The sequence below is a fragment of the Segetibacter koreensis DSM 18137 genome, from assembly GCF_000374045.1.
In the GTDB taxonomy this organism is placed as follows: domain Bacteria; phylum Bacteroidota; class Bacteroidia; order Chitinophagales; family Chitinophagaceae; genus Segetibacter; species Segetibacter koreensis.
Genome location: NZ_KB893317.1, coordinates 128,479 through 145,463, shown reverse-complemented (window position 1 = coordinate 145,463; position 16,985 = coordinate 128,479). Strand labels below are relative to the sequence as shown.

The 16,985-nt window shown below is 36.9% G+C and carries 10 protein-coding genes; 1 reads left to right on the top strand and 9 read right to left on the bottom strand.

Translation table 11 applies throughout. The features are described from left to right. Positions 1–288: 288 nt before the first annotated feature. The 3 genes from B154_RS0105910 to B154_RS0105895 form a co-directional block, all read right to left on the bottom strand. Positions 289–1,575, bottom strand: coding sequence for a site-specific integrase (locus tag B154_RS0105910; protein WP_018612532.1), 1,287 nt, complete (start codon positions 1,573–1,575; stop codon positions 289–291). A 779-nt stretch (positions 1,576–2,354) separates the two neighbouring features. Then, entirely contained in the window at positions 2,355–3,434 is a 1,080-nt protein-coding gene (locus B154_RS0105905) for an HNH endonuclease (RefSeq protein ID WP_018612531.1), read from the bottom strand. A 954-nt stretch (positions 3,435–4,388) separates the two neighbouring features. After that, positions 4,389–4,940 carry a TonB-dependent receptor gene (locus B154_RS0105895; RefSeq protein ID WP_018612529.1) on the bottom strand — a complete coding sequence of 184 codons (552 nt, stop codon included), beginning with the start codon at positions 4,938–4,940 and terminating at the stop codon, positions 4,389–4,391. Here B154_RS0105895 and B154_RS0105890 point away from each other — a divergent pair. Continuing rightward, entirely contained in the window at positions 4,927–5,226 is a 300-nt protein-coding gene (locus B154_RS0105890; protein ID WP_018612528.1) for a T9SS type A sorting domain-containing protein, read from the top strand. The genes B154_RS0105895 and B154_RS0105890 overlap by 14 nt on opposite strands. 293 nt (positions 5,227–5,519) lie before the next feature. Here B154_RS0105890 and B154_RS0105885 read toward each other — a convergent pair whose 3' ends face one another. From B154_RS0105885 to B154_RS0105860, 6 genes are all read right to left on the bottom strand, one after another. Then, positions 5,520–6,809, bottom strand: coding sequence for a ComEC/Rec2 family competence protein (locus tag B154_RS0105885; protein ID WP_018612527.1), 1,290 nt, complete (start codon positions 6,807–6,809; stop codon positions 5,520–5,522). Positions 6,810–7,125: 316 nt separating this feature from the next. Beyond that, the gene (locus B154_RS0105880) at positions 7,126–10,269 is read right to left on the bottom strand and encodes a TonB-dependent receptor (RefSeq protein WP_018612524.1); all 3,144 of its coding nucleotides are present in this window, start codon (positions 10,267–10,269) and stop codon (positions 7,126–7,128) included. Between the two features lie 298 nt (positions 10,270–10,567). After that, complete coding sequence (locus tag B154_RS0105875) at positions 10,568–11,716, bottom strand: Gfo/Idh/MocA family protein (protein ID WP_018612522.1); 1,149 nt, start codon at positions 11,714–11,716, stop codon at positions 10,568–10,570. Positions 11,717–12,187: 471 nt separating this feature from the next. After that, the gene (locus B154_RS0105870; protein WP_018612520.1) at positions 12,188–14,458 is read right to left on the bottom strand and encodes a malectin domain-containing carbohydrate-binding protein; all 2,271 of its coding nucleotides are present in this window, start codon (positions 14,456–14,458) and stop codon (positions 12,188–12,190) included. A 398-nt stretch (positions 14,459–14,856) separates the two neighbouring features. Next, positions 14,857–15,552, bottom strand: coding sequence for a response regulator transcription factor (locus tag B154_RS0105865; protein ID WP_018612517.1), 696 nt, complete (start codon positions 15,550–15,552; stop codon positions 14,857–14,859). Positions 15,553–15,568: 16 nt separating this feature from the next. Beyond that, positions 15,569–16,834, bottom strand: a complete 1,266-nt coding sequence (locus B154_RS0105860; RefSeq protein WP_018612515.1) for a sensor histidine kinase — start codon at positions 16,832–16,834, stop codon at positions 15,569–15,571. Positions 16,835–16,985: the final 151 nt, after the last annotated feature.

Genomic DNA, 16,985 nt, shown 5'->3' with positions numbered 1-16,985 from the left:
ATTCCTGTTCTATCCTTCTTTGCATGGCAGGTTTCCTTTAAGCATTCTAAAAAATTGCTTGCGTCAGTTCGCGCTTAAATTTTCCCCTGTTCTTTACCTCGGAAATACAATTGGGAAAGGGCTGTGAGTTGTGATGAAGGCGTTAACAGTAGTAAATCAAAAACCATACGAAACTTTTTAGAAAACGAATTGTCATGATGCTACTATGATGCTGCCGAACAAAACTGCTACCAACTAATAGGAAGCGTCTGTTATTGGATAGTACGATCTTATGTAGCCTAACACTAATTATATTACTTTCATTTCCTTTGTTTTTCCCCAGTGAATTTTTAAAATTTTTGCATGTTCAGAGGGAGAAATCTTAATATACCTTAGAAAGGATTTTTCGGTCTTGTGGCCTGTAATAGCCATGATGGTAAGAATGGGAGCTCCTGATAAATATTGATTTGTCGCAAACGATCTTCTGGCAGTGTGCGTGGTCATTAGCTGCCATTTGTCATTTGTAATTGTCACTTTATTTCCTGCCTTGGTATAAGATTGACTAAAAGTGGTACGGAGCGAAGGAAGCATTTTCCCTATTTCCTTTATGTAGTCATTCATTTTTTGATTGCTATTAGCTTTTGGTAATAACCCGTTATATTTTTGAAGTATTCTTTCAACTGTTTCATGAATTGGAATAACTACAGCCCCATTGGTTTTTAGCTGTGTAGTTTCAATAAAGCCGCCGTTTATTTGATCAGCCCTTAATACACTATAGTCACTATACCTTAAGCCGGTATAACAACTTATCAAAAACAGATCTCTAACCTTTTCTAATCTTAAATTATCAGCTAAATCTAGGCTCTCTATCTCCTGAAGTTCCTTTTCGTTCAGGTAAATTGTGTCTGTTTCTTCATTTAATTTAGAAAAGTATTTGCTTCTAAAAGCAACGTTTTTGTTTATTCCTTTTTCAGTAGCCTCATTCAAAATAGTTTTAAGCCTTTTAATATGATCTCCGATAGTACTAAACCTTAATTTCAAATCGTGCATTAAAAACTTGACATAATCATTATAGAAATCAATATCGATCGTATCAAAATCAATTTTCTTACTATAAATGTTTTGAAATTCTTTTAAATGGTTAAGTGTGGTAGTATACCCCTTATTTGTGTTGGTCACAGTCGGCCGCTTTGTTTTGCTATTTACCCTTGTCCCTTCTGTTGACCTGCTAATGAATTTCTCTATGTATTCAAAGAGAGTAACTTCTTTTGGTTTTACAGATTGTATCTTCTTTATTTCAATATCAAGTAAATGTTTTAAAGTTTCAGGTAATGGAATTTCTCCATTATTGTCATTCTGATACTTTCTAAATACATTTCGAATAGCGCTTTCGATATGAAAAAGGCGGTTATTAAATTCAGGATATTCTCTGAAATTTTTTGATCCCTTTGCCCGATGTGTATTTTTATTCCAGTTTGCCGGATTAATCTTTTCCGAGACATAATATTTCAGTTGATAGCCTTTGTATGATATCCTAGCGAAGATGGAAGTGTTTGAAGTTGCTTCAGGTCTTTTGAGGTAATAGGTAACTACCATAAAAGTTCGATTAACTTCTATAAAGGTAATATATAAAACTTAATTTGGGGTACAGTTTGGGGTACAGTTTGGGGTACAGTTTGGGGTACACTTTTTTATAATCTCATTTTTTATAGCTTTTTCTATTAATATTATAACACGTTGATTAACAGTCAAGTAAAAGTAAAAATAAGTAAAATTTGATAAGATTAAGTCAGACGTAAAGTATTCCTGTCGGGGCTACCAAACTGGAAACCTTCGGATTTCCATTATTATGTGTTTTCGCCAAACCCTTATCGGTATTGAGTATTAGGGTAAAAACTTCATTAATTTTTGTGGTTCGATAAGAATTATTTTCAAAGATGATTTTTTCAGGGAAAATCGAACCAATAATCTTTTGTTTGATAGTAAATGATGCATTAGCCTAATTTTTTTTAGGTTTCCTGACAGGGAAACACTGAAAGAAACATACCTATTGAACTCCTTATCAAGGCTAAAGCAATTTGCATGTTTACTGATTAAGCTATTTCGCTCATCCTCAAATCTCTTCTTTGTTTCCTTGTACGTGCCTTCATCAATTGCATCTCTATTTCACCTTCATTGGTTTTAAAAACATCATGCAACACCAATTGGTATAACTCTAAAACTTCAGGTGAGGGTTGAAGCGCGTTATTTCCTTCATGTTTAACTCCTGATTGCTTAACAGCTCTTCTTCAAGTCCTGTAATTGCTGGCTGCAATTCGCTTATAATTGCTGTTGAACACTATTCCATAGAGCTGGCCTGAGCTTCTCTCATTATTTTACTCTCCGGTATGTTTGCTAATACTAATTTTTACCACATCATCTGGCCTAAATTCTGGCATTACGCCATTAACAGGATTCTGATCAAAAGTTGGAGTATGTTCAAAATGTTCCTTGTCAAACTCAAAGAAGAGCTCCCCCTCCTCTCCCTTAACCTTATCAGGAGAAGAAAAATCATTCATGAATGGAGTAAGTGTTAGGTCAATCATATTTGTAGGTTCAAGCAACAACGGAGGATACTCAGGCAATTTTAATACGTTCTCTTTATTGTAAAAGAAAAAGTCTTTCTTGTTTAAGGGTACAGGTATGGAAAATATAAAATTTTGAAAGTATAGAGCTAATACATGCGTATGCATAGGTGACATAGCGTCCTTTTTTTTAAACAAGTAGGCTTGAGGTGGCAGATTATAACTAAAAGGCAAGGTATAACCGGAAACGAAGCAACCTGTCATTTTTATACTATTTGGATGCAACAGAAAGTCTATAGCTAACTGGTAATCTTCATTTAATTCATGTTCCTTAATTATTGACATTGCTATTTTAACAAATGCCTTATATACCATCAATGGAGAGTAAGAAGGCTTTTTGTATCTAACGGTTAGGTTAGATAAGTCTTTGTTTACTTTAATTGCATCATTTGAAGTATCTTCTCTTAAAATATCGATCGTTTCCCCGTTAGCCTTTGCTATTATTTGTTGATCAGGAGATTTAAAGCATGGTACACCTTGTTTTGCGTCTACACCACTTATTGTTCTAAAGATCCCCAAAAAATGCGCTAATTCATTTTCAAATTGACCAAATTGATAGTTACAGTTATCACATTCTGAATAAGACAACAAGTTCTTATTTCCCAACATTTCCGGAATTATATGAGCCTCTTTTTTGAACTTCGTTTGCCCATAGGTTTTTTTACAAAATCTACATCGTCTTTCGGCCTTTGGAATGAGTTTTTGAATTGTCAATGCTGAATGTTGCACAGCTACGAGTTCGAAATTTTTTGTAAACCCATCAACCTTTTCTAAATATCCGTTCGGCATAAACAATTGAAATTGAAATTTCCTACCCGTGTTATTTTCCACACCAGTTACGTTTTAAATAAATCCAATGATTAGGTGAAACTATGATCTTATTTACATAGAAGCAAAAGACAAAAATCCACCGTATGTGAACAAACTGCGGAAAAACATTAATGGCAAAATAATAGCTGCTTTATTGAAAAAGTTTCTTTATCTGAAGCAATCAACACCCATAAGAGAAGAGCTTGTAAGGATATTGAAAAATATGAATTAATGACGTTTGTTCCATATATACTTTCCGGTTGTCCTTTCTACGTCCTTATAATATGCTAAAATATAATTATTCTATTTACTAATATACTAAGGATAAGGGTTTAATACCAGTAGAGAATATTATCATACTATATTTGTTGTCACTGAATATGAAACAAAAGGTTTTAAAGCGGTAATAGGTTCTAAAAGAGGCTGTAATTCATACAAACCTTTCAGATCAAATAAGAATTGGTTCAATAATTCAATAGGTGGGGCCACTTTTAGTACTGATTGCTGATGTGTTACGGTGTTGGGGTACAAAATGGGGTGCAGTAATTTAATCTTTTTTAGTAGTTTAATTTTCACAAACTCATTGATTAGTTAAGATTTAATCTTTTGCTTCAGATTGTCCTGTTGTCTTTCTTACAATCTTCCACAAAAGAATATTTCCATGGTAATCGTCCCTTTTTACTTATTTTTTTACTGGTCTTCTCTTTTCTAGTTTATATTCAAATACACAAACATGGTAAATACAAAGAGGCTTTATTTATATTAAGATGAGTAAGGGGGATATACAATATACGAGTCTTCAATTTACTAAAGACTAACTCCTATGCCGGCATAAAAACTTCTTCCTGTTAACGGAATGATTCCCGGGCCCGGATATTCATCTGTTCTTTGGGTAAAGTATCTTTTGTCTGCGAGATTATTTTAACCCTGCTTTCAATTTAAATTTTTTATGATTAAATGAAACTGAAACATCAATTACCCCGTACCCGGGCTTCTTCCTATAATCGGGTTACTGCTTCTAATTGTGTTTGCAGCATCCGCAAATGCTTCTGTTTGATGCGACAACTGAACTGATGCAGACAAAGCTTTTTTTGCATATGTTATACCTATGCGGTTGATGAGTTTCGGTGCGTACTCTACTTTGTTTCCTTTGAATTCTCCTTGCGTATATCTTGCATTGGTGTAGGCTAAAGAATTATAAACGCTTATGTTTCCTACTGTTTTATTTATTTCAAGCGCCCGTGTAACGTTCAACTCAACGTAGCTTTCAATTCCCTTATGTACGCTACGGGCAGTATTTGTTTGAAAGGTGTAGAGTGACCCTGCTTCATCAGTTCTCTCCACCGTGCCTATCCGGTTGTTATAGGCAAGATAAAATAATCCGATATCATAGTTAAAAAGGCTCTTAACAGATCCCCTTATCCCAAGGTCTGCATGATATCCCTTTGGATCATTAGAGCTAGAGAAATTGAAGGTTTCCGTAATAATAAGCTTTTTGTAGCGGGCAGCTCCAATGGTATTTTTCAAAACAGGATTGGTAGCTAGCTACACACTTGGCACCATAACTCCGGCTACCCCCACAATTACCGCAGCCAAAGTAAATGGGTTAGCAAACGAGCAAACTCTGGCACAAAGGCTTACAATAAAGGCCCGGCCTAATCCTTCGGCTAATTATTTTACCCTATCGCTAAGTGACGCAGGCAACAATCCAGTCGCTATGAGAGTTAGCGATGCATTAGGGAAATTGATTGAAATCAAAGCCAATGTTGCTGCCAATACGGGTATTTATTATTTACAGGTTATGCAGGGGTGATAAAATAGTAACCGTGAAGCTTGTTAAGCAATAGGAAACTAGTTTGGCTCAATGCAACAAAAAGATGCCGTCTCAATACTTCAATGAGTCGGCTTTTTTCACCTATTTTTAAATTAGATAATTTGGAACCAAACGATACGATAAGATAGAACAAATCCTTCCCGCATTCGATATTTTGAAGTAATTGAAGCATCATTTTCATTCCATTGCCCGGCTAAAGGTTGTTCGCAGCCTTCTATCTTTTCACGTATAAAAGTAGAGAATTAACACTAGTTGTCCTGCCACCCTAGCCGCTACAAATGCTTAGAAGTATAAGGACCAAATATATTTTTCACCAGCATATTTTTATTCGTATCATCGAGTATAATTACATAGTAGTTTTTACCACCAGGTAAAACTCGTACCACAATATGCCCTTGCTGGCTTCGATAAGATTGATCTACCAGTGGCCCTATCACCAGTTTGTTAGGCTCTAGCATGTTAGTGGCAAAAAGATCGCGTTTGCCTTCATATAAATATGGAGACGTTGCCCGTATTAATACTTCATGCCCTGGGTGATCTGCTGTCCATGTTTGCTCTATCCATACCCTTGGCTTAAACGTTTTTACCTGAAATTCATTTACTGCGTCCCTGTTCCCGTGATGATCCATTGTGGCTACATCAACCTCTCCGATTACTTTTGCCGCGGGCGTTTCCACATCGCGCCAAGTCGCATCTGCGGCAAATACATTTCCCGAACAATCACCGCCAGTATAATAAGTAAAAGGACCATAATGGATTAACATCACATTGCTTAATGTGTTTTCGTCTGGCCAGGATTTAGGGTCTGCGGTGTCAATGACAGGAAAATGCTGTTCAGTCAAAGTATCCTTGCCTGTCCATATTAAGCCGTTAGACTTGATGTTTTGTATATTAAAATCGCGAAAATTTAATGGATGCCGTAGCAAGGTGATTTGGCTTTTTGCCCCGGCTTTAAATGCTATAACCTGCATCCCTTTTTGCTGCTGAGCCTTAATAAATGAAATGTAATTATTCCATGTTTTTATATAATTATCGTCGTTACCCTTAAACCTTTTCAGCCTGTTTTCAATAGCAACAGGATAGTTATAATCCCGCTGCAACAAGCGATGAATAGGAATAAGTTCACCTACTCCCGTAATGCCTGTTAATACGTATTTCCTCGTTTCAGATAATGGAGCACCGACGTACCAGCTTCCAAAATGATCATCATGAAAATGGGAGATGACAGCGTAATCAATCACTGCTTTCTCCTTCAGCGGTGATACTTTCCTTATGTAATTCACGATCCATTCGTAGGGATGTTTGCTATCGTTTGGACGAATAACAGCGTTTCGTTTCGAAGTGGTTCTTGCATTTGTTGGATCAAGTTCACCGGCATCGAACAAAACAGTTGTACCATCTGGTAAGATATAAAAAGCAGCGTTTCCCCTGCCTGTATTTATATGGTGAAGATCAAGATAACCTTCTTTCCATGCCTGCAACGGTTTGCCTATCTCAGCTATTGGTTGGGAGTAAACTCTAAGACAGGCAATCAATGTCAATAAGCCTAATAACCTTTTCATAAGTAAAAGATATACTTTGATTTTTTATTTTTTTTTGAAGCACATATTGAAAGCGTGTTTAAGCTTTACTTGGCTAATGATATCCTGCGAAACTACACCGGCACCAAAAAGGTTTATGACTAAAACATCAATAACAAAAAAACCAGGATTGCAAGTACGTTTTTTAGAAAGAAATTTTACTGTGGTTCAATTTGGTTAAATCTATGCTTCATAAAATTTATAAACACGGATGATTAGGATTATTACAAATATTTAAAGAATCATCTCATATCTGTCAATCCTAACAATCCGTGTTCCATCATCAGCCTTCTTTTATTTAGAATGAATATCGCACACCAAACTGCACAGAATAATAACTGGCTGTTTTCACTTTGGTACCTGCATTCGCATTCACCTTATAAATGTAAGAATTAGTAGCCTGGTCAAATCCATTAACATTATATAGGTTCGTATTAATGATCTGACTATAACCTCCCCATTTATAATTTAGCAGGTTAAGCACGTTAAATATATCCGCCCGAAAGGTAACCTTATGGGTTTTATGAATTTTAAGATCATAAGCCGCACTCATATTCCACTGCGTGCGCCAGGGCATTAGACCGCCGTTGTACTCAGCAAACTTACCCATATTCTTTGTAAGAAATTCGCGAAACTCAGGACTGGTTGTTTTCAGCAACGCCTGCATTTGTTCCGCTATGTTGGCAGGGGTTGAAGATTTAGCGGGATCATAAATATAAGCAAGGTCAGTACCATCGTTACCCTCACCAATAATATCCCGGTTTACATATGCAGAATAACGACCGTTTTGATACGCCTGAAAAGATGAACTGATGCTGACTCCATAAAATGTTGGACTCAATAGCAAGGCAACCAGTTTATTCGGCTGATCACCTTCACTGTAATAGTTTCTGCCATAAGTACCGTAATCCTGGTAAGAAGAAGCTACACTGAAGTTTGCATTACGGGGATCGCCACTGTCATATGGAGGCGTACCTGTGGCTTTGCCCTTTGCATAAGAAACACTTAAATAACCATCTTTACCCAACTGTGCAGAAGCCTCTACCATTACCCCTGCATATTTTGATGACCAGTTTGTATTAGTAAAATATCTTACCTGGTTAAAGTTGGCAGAGATCCTTGAGTTGACTATTGGCAGTGTTGTCGATACACCTGCAGGAATTGACATAGCAGGTACATATACATTGCGACCTTCATTCGTTACAAACTCAGGTGTATGTTTTAAATTGATGTCGTAGAGGTAGAAATTATCCCAGGTATTATTGTAGTACAAATTGGCACCCATACGAAACCAGCGATTGAAATAATGGTAATAGCTAAGACTTGTTTTGAAGGTCAATGGGTTCTTTAGATTTTTATCCATTACCAACACAGTGGCTGGTTGCTTGGCAGTAAGCGAATTATAATAATCCACTCCGGGCACCTTGCTAAAGTCTTTTTGGTAAGCCTGCCAGTCGGGAACAGGAACGTTTTCACGTATATCAACTTGCCTGAAATCAACGCCATTATCAATATGAGCAAAGGTGATAGGCTGGGTCGTTAATTCAGAGGCAAACAAGCCGGCCCCTATCTTAACCACATCTTTTCCATTACTGTTTACATCCCATACCAGGTTAACACGAGGCTGTACATTCTTGGCATCAAAAGGTACAACATCAGTTCTTACACCAAGATCCTTTTCAAGTAACGGGTTGGCTGTTGGCTTGTTCCCTATTATATTCGCATCCCATCGTAAACCTGCTGTCAAGTTAAGATTCGGTCTCAGATTTGTTTCCATTTGAGCAAATAAACCTAACTCAATTACGGGAACGCTGATAGCAGGATTGGTACCATTTAAAGGAATTTTCCTGTTAAAACGGTATGGATTGTTTCTTTCCATATCTGCAATAGATGCGTAATAAAATTGACCCTGCTGATCGTGCGATAACCGGTCGGTAACACGGTTGATGTTATTATCAGTACCAAAAACAAAATTAAAATTACCGGCTTTGTATCGTAAATTATCTACTATCTGTATTACATCTGAAGCATCTCTCTCCGGTACCCAATTTTGATTTCCAAAAGCAACCGTAATGTTACCGGTAGCGCTATCATTTACAGTTACAAAACCTTCAGGTACATGATTGTTTAAAAAGCTAAGAAACTTTCTGTAGGTACTAAAGCTCAATCTTAAGTCATTGGTTACCGAGTTACTGATCTCCGAGCGTAATCCCAGCATCACAGCATTGTCTATTTCTGTACCTGTGTATTGTGTAGTTAATAATCCCGAACCTTTTAATTTGTTGGGATCAACAAAGTGAAGGTAGTTATACTTCAACGTTAGCAGATTTTTCTTATTAATATTCCAATCAAACTTTGCAAAGGCATTTTTAGTTTCCTGAACAATATTGATCGTACCATATTGAGGACTCGCAGGGAAACCAAATTGATTTTCCATAACACCGACAATCTTATCGAGATTAGCTTTTGTTATACCCAGGTTTTTTTCTGCCTGTGCCTGTGTAGCACCTGCGTAAGTAAAATCATAAGCTCTGAAAGGAATGGTATTTTGGTACTGGTCATAGGAAATAAGAAAATGCACTTTATTTTTTATGATAGGCCCACTCAGGTATGCACCTCCCTGGAATATTTTGTATTTGCTGGTGAGTTTGTTTCCATTTACGTCTTTTTTAGCAGCCAGCGAATTTGCCCCATAGTAACTCCAGGCAGCACCTGACAAAGTGTTGGTTCCTGATTTGGTAATAGCTTTTACTACACCTCCTGACCCGCGTCCATTAGTGACATCGTAAGCATTGGTGGCTACTTCAAACTCACGTATTGTTTCAGATGAAATGGAAAAGGCAGCATCAGATAAACCACCGAATGTTGCTCTCCTGTTACTAACGCCATCTAACATATACCCCGTACCGCCCGCCTTCGCTCCTGCCAATGAAGCACCATTTGCCAATGGAGAAAGCACGACAAGATCAGCATAATTACGTGAGGCCAAAGGTATTTTCTGAATAGCTCTCCCACTAACCGCTGTAGATGTTCCCAACCGATCAATGCTATTGTTAAAACTGTTGGAGGTAACTTTTACCTCAGCCAGTTCGGCAGACTTCTTTCCTAAAACAATTTTGCGTAATACCAGCCGGTCGCCAAGGTTAAGCTGGTTGTCTTTTAAAATTTGACTTTGATAGTTAACTGATGAAATTTCAATGGTATATAAACCTACAGGTAAGTCTCTCAAAACAAAATAGCCCTTTCTGTCTGTTACAGCAAGGGCGACAAAACCCGTTGCCGTATTCTTTGCATTGATAGTTACACCATCCAGAGGTTGGGACTCCTGAGAGTAAACAAATCCGCTGATGCCAGAACCGGACGACTGGCAAAAACCTTTAAGCGAAAATATCGCTGCCATCAAAAAACAGAGGAAGCTTTTGTAAGTAAGCTGCAATTTCATAAATTATACTTTTTCAAATAAGCTGCAAAACTATCGTAGACGGATAAGGAGAAGAGGTCTAAATCTTAAGTTAATAAATTGTTTACGATATGATAATTAAAAGTTAACACGGCATTATAAAAATAGAACGAGTGGTTTTATTAAAATAACGTTTTCGCGAAATGAGGAATGGTAAAAAATTTAGGCCTTGCAAGGCCTAAATAACTGATCGCATTTAATATTGCTGACGAATAATATTATAAGAAACGACAGTATCGAACGTCTTAATTTGTATTTGTTCTATAATGTGAGCAACTGGTTACACTAACGCCTTTACTGTACTTTCTATACGGGTATCGCTAAATGTAAATTGGGGTAATAACATTTGCTTTCCTCCCTGCATTGCAGATTCATGGGCCAGTATACCGACACATGTTATATTTGCTGACTTACGGGCGTTGGGGAATGGCTCTCTTTCTTCAACCAGCGAACTTAGAAATTCATGAACCATATGCGGATGTGAGCCGCCATGGCCTGCACCCTGGATAAAAGATAAGTGCTGGTTGTGTTCTGCATCATACACCCCACCTGTCGTAAAAGATTGAATGGGCTTGGGAAGCAAATGAGCATAATCAGGAATCTTAACATGTTCTGGTTTTTCACCGGTATGTATCACCGGATCTTCATGTTCAATCAATGTCCATTCAAATGTTTTTTTAGAACCGTATACATCAAAACTTTCACGATATTGCCTTGCGGTATTGAACAATGACCGGGTTACTTCCGCCGCTACATCCGAATTTCTAAATTTTATATGACAGGTTTCTATAGCAAAAGGAGAATTATATTTGCTGATCAAATGTTCGTCTATTCTTCCCGACCCTAAACAGGAAACAAATTCAGCATCTGCTTTGGCTAAGTCAACAACAGGACCTACACAATGTGTGGCGTAATGCATGGGAGGCAATCCTTCCCAATAACCTGGCCAGCCGGCCATTTCCTGCTGGTGAGAAGCTCTTAAGAATTGCAATCTGCCTAGCTCTCCTTTTTCATACATTTCTTTTACAAATAAAAATTCCCGGCTATACACTACCGTTTCCATCATCATATAAGTCAGGCCGGTCTCTTCAACAGCTTCTACTATCTTGCGACACTCATCTACTGTGGTGGCCATCGGCACCGTGCACGCTACGTGCTTACCTGCTCTTAGTGCTTTTATAGACTGTTCTGCATGATTTTTAATAGGAGTATTAATATGAACCGCGTCTATAGCTTCATCTTTCAATAACTCATCGTAATCAGTATATCGACCTTCAATTCCAAATGCATCACCAATTTGATTTAGCTTTTCGGTATTCCGCTGACAAATAGCATACATGTTAGCATTAGGATGGTGCTGGTAAATTGGAATAAACTCTGCTCCAAAACCAAGTCCGATAATTGCCACGTTAATTTTATTCTTCGCCATTTACGTATGAATTTAAGTTTGAGTAATTATGGACACTATTTTTTCCGGACGCCCAATTTTTTAAAAAAGAAACTCCTTCAGAAGATATTTTAAAATGCAGCAGCGTTAAGGAAAAAGAAATAGACCCCTTTAGTTCCCCTGATCAAACACTGTGGAATACCTTTTGAAACAGGTATTCAGCCCAAATAGATTTTATACCGGCACGACGTTCGGCACAAGGATCATTCGGACGAGATTTATCTTAATTTAAAGCAGAGGCGACCATCTAGACCTCGATCATTTTTTGAGACATATTCAATTACACTTTTACAAGGTGCACCTGTTGCTATCAACCGAATACGTAATAATCATTTCAAGCAGGTTTCGTTCAAAGAAGAAATAGCCAGGGAACAGTAGTTTAAATATGGAAAATAATACAGCTACATACCTGTAAAAGTAAATAGCTGTATCATTATTGTTCAAACTAGTTTTCTATTTCACTATTAACTTGATCATGTCAGTTTTAGTTGCCGAAACGATCCTCAAGTAATAAAATCCTGGTTTTAAGGATAAGTTTGAAATATTTACTTCCTGGCTTGATCCTCCAGCCTGTAAATTAAATTTTGCAACCTCGTATGTTCTACCCATAGCGTCAACCATTTGCAGATTAGTACTTCCATGGTATTCAGCCGGAAATTTAATATTAAGCATCTTTTCTACCGGAATTGGATAAACCCGCACCTGGTTTAGTTCGCTTTCCGTAGCCACGATATCAGCTGGCCTTGCGCTGGAAGAACGGAAGCTATAGACTTCTACAGCAACAACCATGGGCCTGTTGACAGTGGCAGAAAAGTTAATATTAAGTTTTCCATCATTCACCGTTACAGGTATGTTTTTAACCAGTGCTGTAGCTCCACCTACTTCGTGCGATACATCCAGATTTATTAAACGTAGTTGATTTTCCAGCGAAACGCTCATTACTCTTGAACCTGGTCCTCCTTCAAACCCGCTGCCCGGAGCTCCCCAGTAAAGTTCAGCAAAATGTAATCTCACTACGTAATCACCATTTGTTACCGGAAATTCATATCGGAAAGGTTTTTTATCTCCATTTGAGGATTGTTCTCTTAGATATAAAGCATCTTCATCTGTACATGCAATCTGCTTTAGACTGCTATTAGAATAAGGCTCAAGGTTGTCAAAAGAATATTTGTTATCGGCACTCCATGTTTTGCCATTAATAGTGAGAGAAGTTGATGAACCACTGTTAACCCGGTAATTTGCGGTAACTGTAGTACCTGAAGCTTTTGCAATACCATATAGCGGAACACGAAGAGGTGATTGCGAGTTATTATAATATATTAACAGATCAGCAATTTTTAAACCTTGAGAGGCGGGCTTAAAACCTACGTTCAGCGTTGTACTTTCCTGGGGGTTTAAAGTGGTTTTTACAGGCATAGTCGCTGTAAATTCTGATTTATTTACTCCAACGATTGAAATGGAAGAAATAGTGATTGCCGGATCTTTTGAACCATCAGTATAAGTTTTTCCAAGGCTTGCAAGACTTAGCTGAAGGGAGTTGGAACTTGCTAAAAGCTTTTGACCAAAATCTAAAGCTGAAGGAGAAGCCCGCAGTGCAGAATAAAACGCAGACCCTTTTTCAGGCCTAACATTTTTAATAAAATACATATTATCATTGTAATCATAGTTGGTACCGCTCGTACCTAAATAATCATTACCGATTATGTAAGAGTTAGGAATAATTCTGCCTTTACTATCATAGGCTTTCCACACACGAATGCCTATTTTCCGTCCCGGATTCTTGCTTGCATCTGTAGTATTTCGACTTCCTACATTAAACCCAAAGGCTGTCGTCGGATTTAGTACTCCGGCAGCAACTATATTAGGTCTTGCTTTCCGAGGTAATAATGATTGTGCGTCTACCCCAAAATGCGTAGTAATAGAAATTAAAGTGTCTTTACCCTTGGGAAACCATGTTAACTTCTCAGTAAAAGTACAACAGGCATGATAGGCCGCCATTTGTGTTACAGACACCGGTAAAGAAGCATCAGCCCTAACAAAATAAGAAGGTTTGATTTCATCTCCCTTTAGCTTGGTTGAGTCTCCTTTATCAGGATCTGTTAATCCATACCCTGTTTTAGTTTTAAAACCAAAAGTGTTAATGATGTCTTGTGTGGAAGGTTCATTTACACTTTCCCCTTTTTTCTGCCATAAACCATCTAAATAAATGGCTTTTGAAGGAAACTTGACATCATTTGAAACTATAGTAAGGGTATCATGTAAAACTTTTACTCTTGTGGCGGCATCCAGGGCCACAAACTTTACCGTTAAATCAGCATACGTGCCGGAACCAATAGTAAGGGGTAAAGAGGCTGAGCTATAATCTGCTCCTTTTAGCTTTACAAATTTCCAGGTAGTGTTATTAGATAAAACAAGACTTTTGATAATAAGGTTATTAATTCCTTTATTATGAATTCTTACTGTAAGAGAATCGTGATTAGCGTTATATGTCTTACCATCGCGCGACCATGGAACCTGGATTTTTGAAAAGACAAAATGATCATTTGATGGAAATTTATCCAGATTTTCAACAAACAAATATGCATTGCTCAGAGTTGTAGCAGTTGTTGACGCAGACTGAGCTACCACCCGGGAATAAGCAGAAAGCAGAAGGAAGCCAGCGAAACAATATCGGAAAAGATATTTTAATAGTTTCGGTCTTAAAAAAGAGTAGTTATTCTCCATATTTATTTTTTAATGCAGATTAAATAAAAATAAAATACTTTACAAAAAAAGTTTAATAGTGACCCGGAATTACCGGCAATAGCAGGGGATTAAAATCAAGGGAATCGTAAGTAGTTGCTAAAGTAATGTAAAATCGTCAAATTTTACAAATCTATCATTTGAGGAAGAAAACGAAACGTTGGGCTGAGAGAAGATATCCAGAGGGAGATTATAATAAAAATAAGGGGGTAAGATAGAAATCTCACCCCGTTTTTATCCAATATTCTATGAAAAACCAAGTATAAGAGTAAGGATTTATAACAAAGGTTGCAGTATCTCTTTATTTAAGTGATCTAGTTATTGCCACTAAAAAAATGTATACCTATTCTATCAAAATTATGCAGCAATTTGTACAGTTTTTATTGCACAATATTGAAGCGAAATCCTATTCCATGTATCGTTTCAATCGTTATAGCCGGTTCGGATCTAAGGTACTTTCGCAGCCGGGTCATGTATACATCCATGCTTCTGCCAACAAAAAAATCATCTTTTCCCCAAACGTTTAATAATACTTCTTCTCTCTTTAAAACCTTATTTTGATTTTCACATAAAAACTTTAATAAGTCGGTTTCCTTTGCGGTAATGTTGTAAGTTTCTGACGGTGTAATTATTTTTAAATGAGTTGGAGAAAATACAATTTTTCCTATATTATAATCTGCCGCTGGTTTTGAATGTAACTTTTTGGTTCGCCGCAAAAACACTTCTATTTTTTTTAATAGCTCCGGCATACTAAAGGGTTTTGCTATATAGTCATCAGCTCCGGTATCATAACCCTTTAGCCGATCCTCTTCACGGCTTTTTGTACTCAGAAAAAGCACAGGCATTACATCCGTCTGTTGCCTGATTTTTTTTGCTACAGTATAGCCATCTTTATAAGGCATCATTATGTCAAGTAAACAAATATCAAATTTATCTTTATCAAAAGTATCAATAGCAGTTTGACCATCTGAGCAATGCACAACTTTATAACCTTCTTCTTCCAATGCATCCTTTACCATAAATGCAAGGCTAGTATCGTCTTCTGCAAATAATATAGTTGCCTTATTTGTCAGCATACAATTGTCTTGTTTTTTATTGTGTCGGCAGTTCAATTATAAACTCAGATCCCTTACCTGCAATGCTTTTTACTGTTATAGTGCCTTTATGGCCATCTATCACTTTTTTTACAAAATACAATCCGAGCCCGAGGCCCTTCACATTATGCACATCACCAGATGGTACCCTGTAAAATTTTTTAAATAGCTTGCTTCTTGATTTATCTTCAATACCCACCCCATTGTCTTTTATAGAAATAGAAAACTTGCTGTTGATCGCTTTAGTTTCAATCTCAATCAAAGGCTCTTTTGAATACTTCAATGCATTTGAAATCACGTTTACAATGGCGACGAATAAGCTACTGTCATCAGCATATATGGCAGTATTATTTTTTTCAAGCAAAAGCTTCACTATTGCGTGTTTTTCTTCTACAACTGCATAAAGCTGTACCAGAGCCTTTTCTATCAGTTCATTTGGTATAACTTCTCTTTTATCCATGATCAGCCCATTAGCTTCCGCCTTCAATACCTTCATTAAATTTTCGATATGATGTTTAAGGTATGCAGTCTGTGCACGCATTAATTTTATATATATTTCAAATCTTTGCGGGTGTTCAACTATAGAAGGTTTGGCAATAGCATCCAGTCCCACAATTAGAGTGGTAAGAGGAGTTTGAAATTCATGTGTTACATTCTGAATAAAATCGTTTTGAATTTCGTTTAAAAATTTTTGCCTGTATAAAAAAAATATACTTAGACTGAGCGCGACTAAAACTAATAATAAAAGAACGCCTGAGGTAATCCACCAGGTCATGGAATTTAATATGTATTGGTGTCGGTTAGGAAAATATAAATGGACATAGGCATAATCTTTCTTGTAAGGCTGCAAGTCAATACCGCTACTTTTAGGATGTTTTGTATCTGCAGAAGGCAAATACATTTCATATAAATACTTTTGGCTCTCGGGGCTATATAAAGCAACTTTACAATCAGCAAATACCTGGAAATCCTCAAAATTGTCTAATATATCATCCAGCAGCATTATTTTGGGAGGTATACTGTCTATTTTGAAAAGAAATGTGTTTGGGTCTGGTTGCTCTATAAGTTTTTGTAATTGTGTTGTATTTGAAGTTGTTAATTGCAAATCTTCATATACGCCCTGTATACTTTTAACCACACTTGTGCTAAACTCCTTCTGCTCGTAATTATAAATTTTATTAAGCCAGAATAATTGGGCCGAAACCAGTAAACCAATTGCAAGAGCTGTTAATAAAATAATCCATCTTAGAGTAGCAGACCGCATTTAAGCCAATTTATATATTTTAATCAAAAATGGAAACTGATAAAGTTAATATTAAACGGGTTGTAGTAAGGTTAAACGATGGTTAACGATAATCATAAAGGGAACAATGCATAAATAGCAGGGTAAAACTGTTAGTCTTTTCAATGATCAT